The 15,418-nt window shown below is 68.2% G+C and carries 11 protein-coding genes; 9 read left to right on the top strand and 2 right to left on the bottom strand.

The window, feature by feature from the left end; genetic code table 11:
* Positions 1-188: 188 nt before the first annotated feature.
* The gene (locus AB6732_RS07845; RefSeq protein ID WP_370959400.1) at positions 189-1,691 is read right to left on the bottom strand and encodes a leucyl aminopeptidase; all 1,503 of its coding nucleotides are present in this window, start codon (positions 1,689-1,691) and stop codon (positions 189-191) included.
* Positions 1,692-1,906: 215 nt separating this feature from the next.
* Between AB6732_RS07845 and AB6732_RS07840 the strand changes: the two genes are divergently transcribed.
* From AB6732_RS07840 to metE, 9 genes are all read left to right on the top strand, one after another.
* The gene (locus tag AB6732_RS07840) at positions 1,907-2,938 is read left to right on the top strand and encodes a proteasome assembly chaperone family protein (protein WP_370959399.1); all 1,032 of its coding nucleotides are present in this window, start codon (positions 1,907-1,909) and stop codon (positions 2,936-2,938) included.
* A gap of 96 nt (positions 2,939-3,034) precedes the next feature.
* Complete coding sequence (locus AB6732_RS07835; RefSeq protein WP_370959398.1) at positions 3,035-4,342, top strand: nitrate/nitrite transporter; 1,308 nt, start codon at positions 3,035-3,037, stop codon at positions 4,340-4,342.
* Positions 4,343-4,483: 141 nt separating this feature from the next.
* Positions 4,484-5,899 (top strand): DUF4192 family protein, encoded by a 1,416-nt coding sequence (locus AB6732_RS07830; RefSeq protein ID WP_370959397.1) that lies wholly within the window; start codon positions 4,484-4,486, stop codon positions 5,897-5,899.
* Positions 5,900-6,312: 413 nt separating this feature from the next.
* The gene (locus tag AB6732_RS07825) at positions 6,313-7,593 is read left to right on the top strand and encodes an RNA polymerase sigma factor (RefSeq protein WP_370959396.1); all 1,281 of its coding nucleotides are present in this window, start codon (positions 6,313-6,315) and stop codon (positions 7,591-7,593) included.
* 103 nt (positions 7,594-7,696) lie between these two features.
* Positions 7,697-8,446 carry a tyrosine-protein phosphatase gene (locus AB6732_RS07820; protein WP_370959395.1) on the top strand — a complete coding sequence of 250 codons (750 nt, stop codon included), beginning with the start codon at positions 7,697-7,699 and terminating at the stop codon, positions 8,444-8,446.
* A gap of 16 nt (positions 8,447-8,462) precedes the next feature.
* Positions 8,463-9,827 carry a class I SAM-dependent methyltransferase gene (locus AB6732_RS07815; RefSeq protein ID WP_370959394.1) on the top strand — a complete coding sequence of 455 codons (1,365 nt, stop codon included), beginning with the start codon at positions 8,463-8,465 and terminating at the stop codon, positions 9,825-9,827.
* 97 nt (positions 9,828-9,924) lie between these two features.
* Complete coding sequence (locus AB6732_RS07810) at positions 9,925-11,178, top strand: ROK family transcriptional regulator (protein ID WP_370959393.1); 1,254 nt, start codon at positions 9,925-9,927, stop codon at positions 11,176-11,178.
* A gap of 285 nt (positions 11,179-11,463) precedes the next feature.
* Entirely contained in the window at positions 11,464-12,414 is a 951-nt protein-coding gene (locus AB6732_RS07805; RefSeq protein ID WP_307496714.1) for a methylenetetrahydrofolate reductase, read from the top strand.
* 90 nt (positions 12,415-12,504) lie between these two features.
* On the top strand, positions 12,505-14,829 hold the full coding sequence (gene metE, locus AB6732_RS07800) for a 5-methyltetrahydropteroyltriglutamate--homocysteine S-methyltransferase (RefSeq protein WP_370959392.1): 2,325 nt from the start codon (positions 12,505-12,507) through the stop codon (positions 14,827-14,829).
* Between the two features lie 86 nt (positions 14,830-14,915).
* Here the strand turns inward: metE and AB6732_RS07795 are convergent, their stop codons facing one another.
* A complete protein-coding gene (locus tag AB6732_RS07795; protein ID WP_307496716.1) occupies positions 14,916-15,413 on the bottom strand; it encodes a DUF2004 domain-containing protein in 498 nt (165 codons plus the stop codon).
* Positions 15,414-15,418 lie beyond the last annotated feature (5 nt).

Here is a 15,418-nt window from a genome sequence, read left to right as displayed (position 1 = left end):
TCTTCTGCAGTGGTCATGCTTTTGTGACTGCCTGGGAAACAGCCACAGAGCCATTCGCTTTCACCTTAGCGTCACCCCCAACAATGGTGCACCTTAAAGAGGTCCGGCGCGGCGACCTTGTGCTGTGACTCACGTTCATTTAATGAACGGTCCTCAGAAAGTCGCCGCGCCGGCGGGTGCGGGGCTGATCAGGAGGCCAGGCCCGCCACGTACTCGACGAGGGCGCGGACGGCCATGCCGGTGGCCTTCTTCGGCGTGTAGCCGTAGGGGGAGCCGTTGTTGAAGGACGGTCCGGCGATGTCGATGTGAGCCCAGGAGATGGGCTCGCCGGTGGCGTCTTCACCGACGAACTCCCGCAGGAAGGCGGCCGCGGTCATCATGCCGCCGTGACGGGCTCCGATGTTGGCCAGATCGGCCACCTCGGAGTCGAGGCTTGGGCGCAGTTCCTCCGGGATCGGCATGGCCCACATGAGCTCACCCGCGGCGTCCGCGGAGGCCTTGAGCGCCTGGGTGACGCCCTCGTCGCCCATGAGGCCGGCAGTGCGGTCCCCCAGGGCGATGAGCTGCGCGCCCGTGAGGGTCGCGACGTCGATCACCACATCCGGCTGCTCCTGGCTCGCGGCCACGAGGCCGTCCGCCATGACGAGGCGGCCCTCGGCGTCGGTGTTCAGGACCTCGACGGTCTTGCCGCCGAAGATGGTCATGACGTCGGAGGGGCGCTGAGCGTTCCCGCCGGGCATGTTCTCCGCGATGCAGAGCCAGGCCGTGACCTTGACCGGCAGGCCGAGCTCGGCGGCTGCGAGAGCGGCGTTGAGGACCGTGGCGGCGCCCGCCATGTCGCTCTTCATCTCGTCCATGTTCGCCGGCGGCTTCAGGGAGATCCCGCCGGTGTCGAAGGTGATGCCCTTGCCGACGAGTGCCACGTGAGCCTGCGCCTTGGCGGGCGTGTACTCGACCTTGACCAGGCGCGGGGGACGGGCGGAGCCCTTGCCGACGCCCAGGATGCCGCCGAAGCCTTCCTTCTCGAGGCGCTTCTCATCCCACACGGTCACCTTGACGGGGAGCGACTTCGCGGCATCCTTCGCGGCCGCCGCGAACGTCTCCGGGTAGAGCGCGTTCGGCGGCTGGTTCACCAGGTCACGGGTCGCGTTGACGTAGCGTCCGACGACGGCGGCCTTCTTCAGGGCGGCCTTCGCCGCCGGGCTGCCCGCGAGTCCGCTGTGGATCCGGACGGTGGTGACGGGCGACTTGAGTCCGTCACGGGTGGAGCGGAACTCGTGGAACGCGTAAGCGCCCAGAGCGGCGCCCTCGGCGATCGCGGCGAGAGCGGTCTCGTCCTGCGCGGGGAGGGCGAGCGTCACCGTGGTGGTCCCGGCGAGCTGGCGCACGGCCGAGCCGGCGGCGCGGCGGAGCGACTCGGCGTCGTCCTTCTTGCCCAGGCCCGCCAGGGCGATGACCTCGGCGCCCAGCTCCGGAACTCCGGGCAGCCGGTGCAGCTGATCCGCGGCGCCGGTGACGCCGAGCAGAGCCAGGGAGGACTGGATGGCCTCGGATGCCTTGGCGCTCAGGGGGCTGGCGGCGAGTTCCGGGCCCTCCTTGCCCTGGCGGACGCCGATGACCACGACGTCGCTGGGCTTCTTCCGCAGATCGCCGCTGACTGTTTCAAGGGTGACTTCGTTGCTCTTGGCCACGAGTTCCTGCCTCACTTCTGGTGTACGGGTGGACATCCTTGTCGCACATGTTCAATGGTGCGGACGCGATGTGGCGTCCTTCACCATCTAAGATCGTAGCCCGTGACGCTGGTGGAAAGGCTGTGCGGGAATGCAAGGGCGTCCCCGAACGTTGAGCAGTAAATCAATCAGGACGACGATTGCCGGCCGGGGGCCGGATGGTGTGGAGGGGTACTTTGTTCGACCAGACGTATGGAGCGCTGCTGGATCCTGCCGGGCTCTACCGTGCGGATGACGAGCTTCTGCAGGACCCGTCACTGAAGGGACTCAACCTGCTCATGGCGTTCACCGGGTTCGCCGACGCGGGACACGTGGTCCGGCAGATCTCCGGTGAGCTGCTTGATTCCCCGTCGGTGCGGCCCGTCGCCGTCTTCGACGCGGATCAGCTCCTCGACTACCGTTCGCGGCGCCCGCACCTGACATTCGCCGAGGACCACCTGCAGGACTACGCTCCGCCGCGGCTCGCGCTGTACGTGCTGGAGGATCCGCTCGGCACCCCCTTCCTCTTCCTGGCAGGCTTCGAACCCGATCTTCAGTGGGAGCGCTTCGCGCGTGCGGTCGTGGGTCTCGTGGAGCAGTTGGACGTGAATCTGGTGACGTGGGTCCACGCGATCCCCATGCCGGTGCCGCATACCCGCCCCGTCGGCGTCACGGTGCACGGCAACCGCCCCGAGCTCATCGAAGGCATCTCCGTCTGGCGCCCGACCGTCGAGTTCCCCGCGGCGATCGGCCACGTCCTGGAGCTGAAGCTGATCGCGGCGAAGCGCAATGTGGCGGGGTATGTGATCCACGTGCCCCATTACGTGGCCGATGCGGAGTACCCGCAGGCCGCCGTCGCCGGGATGGAATACCTGGGCGCCGCCGCGAATCTGATGCTGCCGTCCGACCGCCTGCGCGAGGTGGCGCGCGACGTCGCCCGGCAGATCGCCGAGCAGATGGAGGCCAGCGAGGACGTGCAGCAGGTGGTGCGCAACCTTGAGGAGCGGTACGACCAGCACAGTGAGAACACGGTGCGCCGGTCACTCCTCGCCGATGAGAACGACGAATTGCCCAGCGCCGAATCCCTCGGCGCCGCGGTGGAGGCGTACCTTGCGCAGGAACTGCTGAGCCAGGATGACGACGACGCCGAGCGCGGCGACGAGTCGGACGCCGGCAGTGACGCGGAGGACGGCATGCCCGGGCACGGCCACCAGCCCGGCGGCGCCTGAGCGAGAGGCCCTTCGCGGACGCCGTGAAGAGAGCGTGACCCGGTCCTCATCCGGGCCGCGCCGAACGGGTCCGGCCACATGCGGAAGAATGGACCCGTGAGCAGCGTGCGTTCCTGGGTGATGTGGGGTATCGGAGTCTTCGCCTATCTGGTGGCGGTGACACAGCGAACCTCCTTCGGGGTCGCGGGGCTCGAGGCCACCGACCGGTTCCACGCCAGCGCCGCGGCGATCTCCGCGTTCTCCGTGCTGCAATTGCTCGTGTATGCGGGCCTCCAGATCCCGGTGGGGGTCCTGGTGGACCGGCTCGGCCCCCGCAACATGATCGCGATGGGCGCGTTCCTCATGTTCCTGGGGCAAGCACAGCTGGCGGCCGCCGACTCGGTGGCGGCCGGCGTCGTTGGTCGGGTGCTGGTCGGCGCCGGGGACGCGGCGACCTTCGTGTCGGTGCTGCGGCTGATCCCCGCCTGGTTCCCGGCCCGGACCGTGCCGCTCATGACGCAGTTCACCGGAATGGTGGGGCAGCTCGGACAACTCGTCAGCGTCATCCCCTTCGCTTTGCTCCTGCACTCCACGGCGTGGACCCCCGCCTTCCTGTCGCTGGCGGCCCTGTCCGCGCTGGCCTGTGTCCTGGTGGTCGCGCTGCTCCGGGACACCCCGCAGGGCCGGGCGCGCTCGCAGTCCTCGGGCGGGCTCCGGCAGATCGGTCATGCCCTGGCCGAATCATGGCGCGAGCCCGGCACCCGTCTGGGGCTGTGGAGTCACTTCACCACTCCCTTCGCCGGCACCGTGTTCGCCATGGCCTGGGGCTACCCCTTCCTCATCTCGGCCGAAGGGCTGGACCGGGGGACCGCCTCGGCCGTCATGAGTCTCTTCGTGCTGGTGGCCATGGTCTCCGGTCCCTTCTTCGGCAGGTTCGTGTCCCTGTACCCGGTCCGGCGTTCCTCGATGGTCCTCCTGGTCTCCCTCGTCACGGGTGCCGGGTGGCTGGCGGTGCTCCTGTGGCCGGGACGGGCGCCGCTCTGGCTGCTCATCGCTCTGGTCGTGGTGATGGGGATCGGCGGCCCGGCGTCCATGATCGGGTTCGACTTCGCCCGGACGTCCAACCCGGTGGAGCGCATCGGCACCGCGACCGGGATCGTCAACGTGGGCGGCTTCGTGGCGGCCCTGCTGAGCATGTACGTGATCGGACTGGTGCTCGATCTGCTCAATGCGAGCGGGTTCTCCCGAGGGGAGCTGTATGGGCTCGAACCGTTCCGGATCGCCATGTCCACACAGCTGCTCTTCCTGCTGGTGGGCATGATCGCCGTGGCGGTGGTCCGACGGCGGGCCCGGCAAGCGGCCGGCGTCACGCCCCGCCCTCTGGCACGCGTGCTCTGGGAGCGCTCGCGGCGCGGCAACCGGTGAATTGAGTATGGCGCCGGGCGTGTTTCCGGGACTTCGGCGGTCCCGGGCCTGACCCCCGATCCCACAAGCCCTCTGCGCCTCCCCGTCCACATAGGGACGTTCGCCCAGCCCCCGCCTTCCTTCCCCCGCGAGGCTGGAGTCATGAACACCGCATCGCTGACCGCCCGAGGGCCGGAGGACATCCTGGCGTACATCCCCCACGCCATCGGATTCTGGCCGCAGGATTCGCTCGTCTGTCTCACGGCCCGGTCAGGGCGCATCGGAGCCACCCTCCGGGTCGACCTGCCGGACCGCAAGCAGTCAGGAGCATCGCTTCTCGCCTACGTGCGTGCGGTTCTCACGTATCTGGAGCATGACACCTCCGCTGACAGCACCTTCGTCGCGATGTTCGAGTCCGGCAGGGTCGCCGCCGCCCGGCATGAGCGCGCTGAATTGATGGCGCTCCTGGCGTGGGTCCTCGGTCAGGCGGGGCGCCCCGTGCACGAGCTGTGGCTTGTGGGCACGGACGGATGGAACGGGTCGGGCTGCCGTGAGTCCGTATGCTCGCTGACCGGAAGCGGTCCATGCGACGACGGCGGCCCGCATCCGCTCGACCTCATCCGGGACTCCCGCTTGGCCGCCGAGCTGGTCTACCAGGGGAGCGCGGTGGATCCCCATCCGGGAACGGGGTCCCGGCCGAAGGCGTCCGATGGAGGGCCCGGGGCCCATGAGGCCCGTGAGGCTCGCGAATCCCGCGGGTCCGCCGGGCGGGAGGAGCCGCACGCCTCGGTGGACATCGAACACCACCCCGCGACGTCCCTGACCCTTCCGGAAGTCCTGGAGCGCTGGGAGCCGTTCCTCGACGGTTCAGCCTCCTGGACTGAGGGAGCACGGGGCCGAACGGCCAGCACGGAGCCAATCGGTCCGGAACCAGCCGGTCCGGAACCAGCCGGCCCGGAGCCAGCCGGCACGGGGCCAGCGACCGCTGAGGCGCTGTGCCGGACCCTTGAGGACCCGTCGCTCCGCGATGCGGTCTACGTGTCCGCTGGTTCTTCGTGGCGCACCGCGTACGAGGGCGGGCGGGCCGCCGAAGCGGTCTTGGCCGGCGCCGTTGGACCGGCTGCGCACGCCGGACCGGGCCATGGCCTCGCGGACGGCCTGAACTCACCGGAGGGATATGACTCACCGGAGGGACGTGTGGGGGACAACTGGCTGGGGATCTTCGGCGAGGTGTTCGTGGGCGAGAGCGTGTCGGGTCCGGATTGGGATCGGATGAACCGATTCGCCGCGGTGCTCCAGGACATCCTCCATCGAGCCGGGGACCGCCCACCGGCAGGGGTGCTGACCGGACTGGCCTGGGTCGAGTGGTGCCGCGGGCGGGGAAGCCAGGCCTCCGCGTTGCTCGAGCGGGCTCTGGTGGTGGAGCCGGATCACCGCTTGGCGTCGCTGCTGCACCGGATGATCCTGAGCGGGGCACTGAGCGGCTGGGCCAGCAAGCGGCACAGCAGTTGGAGGCGGCCGCTGGACCGGACGGGGGACGGGCCGGACATGACCCCGACGCCGGGAGGCGGAGTCTGACACCGGGCCACACTTCGCGGCTGACCTGGGCAGAAGCATCTCGCGCGCCCATACGCAGGTCCCCGGACTCCATCCTTCAGCACCTGCTCCGATGTGGTGAAGAACACCTTGAAGCTGGCCCGGAAAGGGGTATCCTCCCGTCGGTGCTGCGGGGCACGTCCTTTTCGTGAGAGACTAGTAGCCGAGACCCGGTTGGGTCCGTGAACTTGAAGGTTGTTCATCCAAGGCCGTCACAAGCTGCGGGGAACAATCGACAGGCCGGTGGCGTTGTCTTAGACAGGCTCTGCTGGTCTGGAGTAACTGCCGCTGGCAGCACGGACTTGACAGGGTCATAGTGGTGTTGCCCTCCGGGACACCGCCAGGCGCTGCTAGAAAGGGTTTCTGTGACCACTCCCACGACGAAGGAAACTGCCGTGAAGGCCGAGTTGACTGACGAGGAGAAGAAGAAGGCGCGCGCCGCCAAGGCTGCCGCCACACGCGCCGCGAACAAGGCTAAGAAGGAGGCCGAGGCCGCCGCCGGGCAGGATGATTCCGCCCCCGCGACGCGCCGCCCGGCCGCCAAGAAGAGCGATGCTGCGCCGAAGGGCCGGGGCCGCAAGACTGCCGGTTCCGAGCTGGATGAATCTTCGGACGCCGTGGAAGAAGAGCCCACTGAGGACGTGGAAGCGGAAGCGGCCGAGACCGATGAGGCGGCCGCCAAGCCCGCCGCCACCGGGAGCGGCTTCGTCTACTCCGACGCGAGCGATGACGATGCGCCCGTTCAGCAGGTCATGTCGGCAGGTGCCACGGCCGACCCGGTCAAGGATTACCTGAAGCAGATCGGCAAGGTGGCCCTCCTCAACGCCGAGCAGGAGGTCGACCTCGCGCTCCGGATCGAGGCGGGTCTCTTCGCCGAAGAGAAGATCGCTGCCGAGGGGGACACCATGGACCCCAAGTACCGCCGCGAGCTCGACTTCATCATCCACGACGGCAAACGTGCCAAGAACCACCTCCTGGAGGCCAACCTCCGCCTCGTGGTCTCCCTGGCCAAGCGCTACACCGGTCGCGGCATGCTCTTCCTGGACCTGATCCAGGAAGGCAACCTCGGCCTCATCCGTGCCGTCGAGAAGTTCGACTACACCAAGGGCTTCAAGTTCTCCACCTACGCCACCTGGTGGATCCGTCAGGCCATCACCCGCGCCATGGCGGACCAGGCCCGCACCATCCGCATCCCGGTGCACATGGTCGAGGTCATCAACAAACTGGCCCGCGTGCAGCGTCAGATGCTGCAGGACCTCGGACGCGAACCCACGCCGGAAGAGCTGGCCAAGGAACTCGACATGACGCCCGAGAAGGTCGTCGAAGTCCAGAAGTACGGTCGTGAGCCCATTTCGCTGCACACGCCCTTGGGCGAGGACGGCGACTCCGAGTTCGGTGACCTGATCGAGGACTCCGAGGCCGTGGTTCCGGCCGATGCCGTGAGCTTCACCCTGCTCCAGGAGCAGCTGCACTCGGTGCTCGACACGCTGTCCGAGCGCGAAGCCGGTGTGGTGGCCATGCGCTTCGGGCTCACCGATGGTCAGCCGAAGACTTTAGACGAAATCGGCAAGGTCTACGGCGTCACGCGTGAGCGCATCCGCCAGATCGAATCGAAGACGATGTCCAAGCTGCGTCACCCCTCGCGGTCGCAGGTCCTCCGGGATTACCTGGACTGAGGTCGCAGGTGAAGTCCCCTCGTGGTCGGGCCCTTTCCGGGCCGGAACTGCGAGGGGACTTCCGCAGTTAACAGCACATGAAGCCGAGTGAAGGAGCCATTCGTTGATCGGCCAGGCCACCCCCTTGCCCAAGACCTACAACTTCCGTGGGCTGGGATCCCTGCCGGCGGGCAAGCGGCTCACCAAGGAGGGTGTCTTCTTCCGTTCCGACGCACTCCATCTCCTGAGCGAAGAGGGCCGGAGCCTCCTGCGAGAGCTGAAGGTCGCCACGATCCTGGACCTCCGGGATGACGATGAGGTGCTCCATGCGCCCAGCGCTCTGGCGGGTCTCGACCTGGAAGTGCTCCGCGGCAACGTCCTGGCCGGAGCGCTGGGGGCCTCGCTGCAGAACCTGCCGACGCTGCCCGGCCTGTATCGGATGATCCTGGCGCAGGGCGGCTCCGTGGCGGTGGGACTCGCGCGCAGTGTCACCGCCAACGCCTCCCAAGGGCGCTCCACCCTGGTGCACTGCACCGCGGGCAAGGACCGCACTGGCGTCATGGTGGCCCTGCTGCTGGACGCCGTGGGTGTCGACCGCGACGCGATCGTGGCCGACTACGCCGGGACCGAGGCCAATCTGGCGGGGGAGTGGATCGAGGGCGTCAAAGCCCTCCTGGGCAAGATGGGGGTTCCGCTCACTGAGCAGATCCTGTCCATCGCGGGCGGGAGCCCGGCTTCCGCGATGCTGGAGACCCTGGACGCGCTCGACGCGGACTTCGGCGGGGGAGCAGGCTACCTCGCTCGTCACGGCCTGAGCGATGTGGAACTCGAGGCGCTCCGCGCCGCTCTCCTGAACGACGGCTCTTCCAACTGATGGCGTGTGAGTTTCTGTGAACTTTGTGAATCTTGTGAATCCTGAAACGGTTCACCGGTCCCTGAGCCGCTGGCCGGACGTCGACGCGGACAATCTCCAGGCCTTCGACGCCGCGGATCGGCTCCTGCTGGAACACTCGACCTCGGAACTGGATCGCTTGCGGGCGGAGGGAATCGACGACCCGTGTCTCGTGGTGATCGGTGACCGTTACGGCGCGATCGCTCTGCCGCTGCTCGCGGAGTCCCCGGCGGAAGGCGCGTCCGCCGTGCCAGAGCTCAGGATCTGGCAGGATCTGGCCACCGGCGAAACCGCGCTGGAGGCGAATGCGGCCCGGCTCGGCATCACGGGTTTCACCAGAATTCGCGACGACGAATCCTCCTCGGACCTCTACGGCCCGGAGCTGCTGGCCGGGACCCGTCTGGTCCTGCTGCGCCTGCCCAAGAACCTTGCGGAACTGGCGGAACTGAGCGAAGCGATCGCGGAACACGCGCATCCCGACGTCGTGGTCCTGGCTGCGGGCATGGTCAAGCACATGACGTTGTCGATGAACGAGGTCCTCGGCGCGGATTTCGGGACGATCACGGCCAGCCTCGCCAAGGGTAAGGCGCGGGTTCTGAGGGCGAGCAGCCCTCGTCCGGACCGTGGTGCGGGCCGGAGCGCGAGCGGACAGCCGCGCCGGCAGAGCACCGTGGAACCAGGCACCACGCAGAAGACGAGCCAGACGCAGGAACCGTGCCAGACGCAGGAACCGGGCCAGACGCAAGCGCCAGAGGGCGGCTCGCTGTCCTTCCCGACGCGGGAATTCCATGAGGGCCTCGGGAGGAACGGCGATCTGTCCCTTGAGGTTCATGCGCATGGCGCCGTTTTCGCCGGTGCCAAGGTGGACATCGGCACGCGGTTCCTTCTGGAGTTCCTGGCGCGGATGCCCCGCGTCAGCACCGCCGTCGATCTCGGCTGCGGATCAGGTGTGCTCGCGACATTGCTGGCGGCCTCGCAGCCTGAGGTGCGAGTGGTCGCGTGCGACGTCTCCGCGGCCGCGGTGCGGAGTGCCCGGCTGACCGCCGGCGCTCACGGCGTGGGCGACCGGGTCCTTGCCGTCCACACGGACGCACTCGAGGGGTTCCCGCCCGCGTCGGCTGAGCTGATTCTGCTCAACCCACCGTTCCACCTGGGCCACAGCGTGCATGCGGGGGCGGCGCTGAAGCTGTTCCGTGCCGCCGCCGAGGTTCTCTCGCCGGGCGGTGAGCTCTGGACCGTGTGGAACAGTCATCTGGGATATCTCCCGGCGCTGGAGAAATACGTGGGCCCCACCGAGATCATCGGCCGCAACAAGAAGTTCACCGTCACGAGAACCCGGCGTCCGGTGGCGGATCCGGCATGATCGCGACTAAACAGGTCAGTTGCAGGTTCCTGGACGTCGTGGCTGGTAGCCTACGAGCAAAGGCCAGTTGCCCTGCACTTTTCTTGAAGGAGAATGCGTGACCGAGCTCCGCACGCCCGCCTCGCGGCGCGGAACCAACCTACCCAAGATGGGCGACTTCAACCTGACGGTGATCCTCGACACCATTCGGCGTTCACCCAACGGTCTGAGCCGGGTTGAGCTTGCGGGTCTGGTGGGCCTTTCGCCGCAGACGATCTCCAACATCTCCCGGCGCCTGCTGGATCAGGGACTCATCGTTGAGGCGGGCAAGGCGGGGGTCGGTCCGGGTAAGCCTCGCACGATCCTGCGCTTGAACCCTTCGGGCATGTACGCCGTGGGCGTGCACGTGGACCCGGCGGTTATCAGCTTCTCCGTGCTGGATCTGACCGGCAAGGTGGTTCTGGATTCGAAGATCGACACGCCTGAGGCGGGTGAGCCGACGGCCGTCATGGCGGCGATCGTCTTCGAAGTCCAGCGCCTCATCGAGGAGTCCGGGGTCGATCCCGCCAAGCTCACCGGGCTCGGGGTGGCCGCGCCCGGCCCGATCGATCTGGACGCCGGCACCGTGGTCAATCCGCCGCTGCTGGAGGGCTGGACCCGCGTCCATCTGCGGGACGCGCTCAGCAGGGCCACAGGCCTGCCGGTCGTCCTGGACAAGGACGTCACTGCGGCCGCCGTGGCCGAGACCTGGCTCGCCGGCGATAACGCCTCCAGCAACTTCGGGGTCTTCTACATGGGCACCGGCATCGGTTGCGGCCTGGTCCTCAATGACGAGGTCTTCCGTGGCGCCAGCGGCAACGCGGGGGAGATGGGCCACATCGTGGTCGACCCGGATGGCCCGCCGTGCGACTGCGGCCTCAACGGCTGTGTGAAGTCGACCGTCATCCCGCGCGTCCTCGTGGACGCCGGTGCGAAGGCCGGTCTGGTGGAGCCGCTCGCGGAAGGCGACTCCGGCGTCGTCGTGCAGGAGCGTTTCAACAAGCTCTGCGACGCGGCAGACGGCGGGAACGAAGAGGCGATCGCGATCCTGGATCGCTCGGCGCTGCACCTGTCGCGCGCGGTCTCCGTGCTCGCCAACGCGATGGACCTGGACCGGGTGGTGTTCGGCGGCCCGTTCTGGACGAGACTCGCACCGTATTACCTGAACCGCGTCCCGGAGCAGGTGGCGCACGGCGCCGATGCGCGGGACATCCACGTGCCGCAGGTCGTGGGAAGCCGCGTGGGCGAGGACGTCGGCGCCATCGGCGCGGCGTGCCTGGTTCTCGAGCACGCCCTGGCACCACGCTCGGAGCGGCTGCTGCTGGGCGGCTGAGAGCCCACTTCAGAACTTCTTCGCCGCGGCGCCGAACATTGTTCAGCGTCGCGGCTTTCTCTTCCGTAAGATTGCGTCTTAATTCGACGATGTGTTTGCCGGGGCCGATCCGGCTCTCGTAGTGTGGACACATCAGTTACCGCGGTAACGTGTCAGCGACCCTCTCATGGAGGGTGTGGGTGCCCCCATGTGGGCCTGACATTTGCACACGGCAACGGGCCAGGCGTCAGCATGCGCGCCGGTCCGCCGTGCCTCATCCATAACGCCAGACGTCGAGGATTGCAGATGTCCCCACCCAGCCTCATTGACCGACCCCTACAGCAGCAGGGCACCACGCCCGTCGCGCTGTCCTACGAACTGTTCCCTCCCCGCTCCCAGGCCGCCGAGGAAGTCCTCTGGGCCACCATCCGGGAGCTGGAGACCACCGCGCCGGATTACGTGTCCGTGACCTACGGGGCCAGCGGATCCAACCACGACACCGCCCTGGACCTCGTGGCGCGGCTCCAGGAGGAGACCCTTCTCCGTCCCCTCGCCCACCTCACCTGTGTGGGCAACACGGCCGCCGAACTCGCCGGCATCGTGGCCCAGCTCCTGGATCACGGCGTGCGGGGCATCCTGGCTCTGCGGGGCGATCTTCCCCGGGACGGCTCCCCGCTCCCCGAGGGTTCCCTGCACTACGCCCAGGACCTGGTGGAGCTCATCCGCCGGGTGGAGCAGAGCCGTTCGGCCCTGCTCTGTGCCGGCAAGGTGGCGATCGGCGTCGCGGCCTATCCGACGCGTCATCCGGAGTCACCCAGTGAGGCCCACGATGTGGAGGTGCTGCTGGCCAAGCAGCGTTCCGGCGCTGACTTCGCGATCACCCAGGTGTTCTTCCATGCCCGGCAGTACGAGGACCTGCTCGTCCGTGCCCGCCGGGCCGGAGTGACCATCCCGATCATTCCCGGGGTCATGCCACTGACCAGCCTGAGGCGCGTCACACGGCTTTCGGAGCTGTCCGGCGTCGCGCCCGATCCGGCGCTGATGCATGCGCTGGAGACGGCCGGCAGCGAGCTGGAGGCGCAGCGCATCGGCGTGGCCGCCACCGTGGAGCTGGCCAATGCGGCCCTGGATTCCGGGGCGCCCGGCCTGCACCTCTACACCTTCAATGAGCACCGCCACGCGCTGGACGTCCTGGACCGGCTGAATCTGCCGCGTCCCAGCCGCCCGCTCCACGAGCGCGCCGCCCTGGCCTCCTGAGGCCATCCCTTCTTCACTTCGCCGGATCCGTCCGGCACCACAGGGGATACCCCCTGCCCGAAAACCTGCACCGAATTCTAAGGACTCATCATGACCGCACAGACCCCCTTCCCCGCAGCCAGCCTCCTCGGCTACCCGCGTATCGGCCGCCGTCGCGAGCTCAAGAAGGCCGTCGAGGCCTACTGGGCCGGAAAGATCGACGCCGCCGCGCTCGACGCCGCAGCCAAGGAGATCCAGCTGGGCAGTGCCCGCCGTCTGGTGGAGCTCGGCCTCGACGAGCCGGCCGCTGTGCCGGGCACCTTCTCCTACTACGACCAGGTGCTCGACGCCGCGGCCCACCTGGGCGCGATTCCGGCCCGTTTCGGGAACCTCCTCACCGACGAGGGCGTCCTGGACATCGACGGTTACTTCACGCTGGCCCGCGGCTCCCGCGAGCAGCAGCCACTCGAGATGACGAAGTGGTTCGACACCAACTACCACTACCTGGTCCCTGAGATCGGCCCGGAGACGGACTTCCGTCTGACCTCCTCGCGAGTGGTCGAGGAGTTCCAGTACGCTCTGGCGAACGGCATTGAGACCCGCCCGTACCTCGTGGGTCCGGTGACGTTCCTGCTGCTGTCGAAGGCGTCCGACGACGCCCCGGCCGGCTTCCAGCCCCTGTCGCGGCTCGAGGACGTCCTGCCCGTCTACGTCGAGCTGCTGGGCAAGCTCGCCGCCGCGGGCGCCGGCTGGGTTCAGCTCGATGAGCCCGCACTGGTCGTCGACCAGGACATCCCGGCGGAGCAGCTCGACGCCGCGGTGACTCGCGCGTACGAAGTCCTCACCGCCGCCGCCGAGCGCCCGCAGATCCTCGTCTCCACGCCGTACGGTTCGCTCGACGGGCAGCTGGGCGCGCTGGCGGCCAGCAACATCGAGGCGCTGCACGTCGACGTCTTCAAGGGTGCCGTGCCGTCCGAGGCCGCGCTGGCCGCCCTGGGCTCCAAGACCCTGGTCGCCGGCGTGGTCGACGGCCACAACATCTGGCGGAACGACCTGGCCGCTTCCGCTGCGGTCCTGGACGCGCTCAAGGGCTCGGCCGCACGGGTGACCGTGTCCACGTCCACCTCCACGCAGCATGTTCCGCACGATGTGGCGGAGGAGACCAAGCTGTCCGAGCAGCTGAAGTCCTGGCTCGCCTTCGCCGACCAGAAGGCCGTGGAGGTCAAGACCCTGGCGTCCTACCTGGCGGATCCGGCGGCGGCACAGGCCGCCATCGACGAGGCCTCCGCCGTGATCGCCTCCCGCGCCACCGCCGAAGGCGTCCGCCGTGAAGAGGTCCGGGCCCGCACCGCGGCGCTGACGGCAGCCGACTTCAGCCGCTCCGACTACGCGGTCCGTGAGGCCGCCCAGGAGGCCGCGCTGCAGCTGCCCGCCCTGCCCACCACCACCATCGGTTCGTTCCCGCAGACGTCCGAGATCCGCTCCGCCCGAGCCCGCAACATCAAGGGCGAGCTGAACGACGCGCAGTACGAGCAGCTCATGAAGGACGAGATCAAGCGCGTGGTCGACCTGCAGGAGGAGCTGGGCTACGACGTGCTCGTGCACGGCGAGCCGGAACGCAATGACATGGTGCAGTACTTCGCGGAGAACCTTGATGGCTTCGACGTCACCGTGCACGGCTGGGTCCAGTCCTACGGCTCGCGCTGCACCCGCCCCTCCATCCTCTGGGGTGATGTGACCCGGTCGGCTCCCATCACGGTCGCGTGGGCCGAGTATGCCCAGTCGCTGACCGAGAAGCCCATGAAGGGCATGCTCACGGGTCCGGTCACGATCCTCGCGTGGTCGTTCGTCCGTGACGACCAGCCGCTGGGCGAGACCGCCAACCAGGTGGCCCTGGCCCTGCGTGATGAGATCACCGATCTGGAGGCCGCCGGCATCAAGGTCGTCCAGGTGGACGAGCCCGCCCTGCGTGAGCTCCTGCCCCTGCGCAAGGCCGACCAGCCGGCGTACTTGAAGTGGTCCGTGGACTCCTTCCGCCTCGCGACGGCCGGTGCCCAGGACGCCACGCAGATCCACACCCACCTCTGCTACTCCGAGTTCGGCGTCATCATCGACGCCATCGACGGCCTGGACGCGGACGTGACCTCGATCGAGGCGGCCCGCTCCCGCATGGAGGTCGTGCACGACCTCGAGTCCCACGGCTTCGGCCGCGGCGTCGGGCCGGGTGTCTACGACATCCACTCGCCGCGCGTGCCCGGTGAGGCCGAGGTGACGGAACTGCTCTCCACCGCGGTCAAGCATGTGCCGAGCCGCCAGCTCTGGGTCAACCCGGACTGCGGCCTGAAGACCCGCGGCTACGAGGAGACCGAGGCATCGCTGCGCAACCTCGTGGAGGCTGCGAAGGCGGTGCGCGAGGAGATCGGCGCGAGCGTCTGACGCTCTGCCTGCAACACCTCTGACGACGACGGCGGCGGGTCACCCGGAAAGGGTGGCCCGCCGCCGTCGTGCGTCAGGGAGTCCGCTCACGCCCAGGTGATCTCGTCGTCCACCACCCCGTCGGCGTCCGCGGTGGCCACGAGCACTTCGTCACTGAAGTGCTCGCCCAGGCTGAAGTCCAGGACGAAGTAGCGTTCCGGCTGGTCGGGGAAGATCCCGACGTGTCCGAGCCTGAGGGCGCTGACGAAGCTCTGATCGTCCACCTCGTCGGTGGTGCCGAAGGTGGCCCAGCGTTTCTCCTGGTCGAGCCCCTTGCAGTGGAAGTGCCGGAACTCCTGGACCTGGCTGTCCTCCTGCCCCAGTTCCTCGCTGATCAGGTCCTTGATCTGGTCGACCAGCTCCGGGAGGTAGTGCAGCCGGTAGTCGGCTTTGTGCACGGAGGCCTGGTCCGGGCGCTCATGCGCGGCGAAGTTGAGCTCGATCTCCACGGGGACCCCGTGCACGGTGTGCCGGGTGGTGAAGCAGTGCGCCGTCCCGTGATTGAGTTCGAGTTCACCGAAATGCTCGCTGATGACCGTGCTCATGTGTT

Origin of the sequence: Arthrobacter sp. RCC_34 (assembly GCF_041360795.1) — a bacterium.
Lineage (GTDB): Bacteria > Actinomycetota > Actinomycetes > Actinomycetales > Micrococcaceae > Arthrobacter_E.
Note: the sequence above shows the minus strand (reverse complement) of the source record. Positions and strands in the feature narration are given on the sequence as shown.